Consider the following 383-nt stretch of genomic DNA (forward strand, 5'->3'; position numbering starts at 1 on the left):
GCACCCAACTGCGAGGTGCTGGAGACCAGGTGGTCAGCCGCCTGGGAGCGAAGATCACCTCGCTGATGTCCGACGAGCCCGCCGACGTCATCGAACTCCTGAAGTACTTCCTGCTGCACGAGCCCGTGCCGAGGACTTCGGCCAGGCGCTCGCGCAGCAGGAACAGGGCGAGGTCGTTGGCGTCCTGCCCGCGGTCGTCGGCATGTGCGACCGCATCTACACGATGGCGGCGGGCCGGCTGACCGGTGGCCAGCGCGTGCAGCACTGCGTTGGTGGTGAGCTCGTTGACCACCGCCGTCATGTCGTCGGCGAGCATGCCTGATCGCCCGCGCCGCGCGCGAGCGGCGCTGAACGGTTCCTGAAGCTCCTTGGCCGTCAACAGG

General features: G+C 68.4%; 1 protein-coding gene. It reads right to left on the bottom strand.

What is annotated here, in order from left to right:
• On the bottom strand, positions 1-316 hold a 316-nt coding region (locus ACNFOC_RS55910; protein ID WP_416966512.1), incomplete at its 3' end, for a hypothetical protein.
• Between the last annotated feature and the right edge of the window lie 67 nt (positions 317-383).

The organism is Streptomyces colwelliae (assembly GCF_048158785.1).
Classification (GTDB): Bacteria; Actinomycetota; Actinomycetes; order Streptomycetales; family Streptomycetaceae; genus Streptomyces.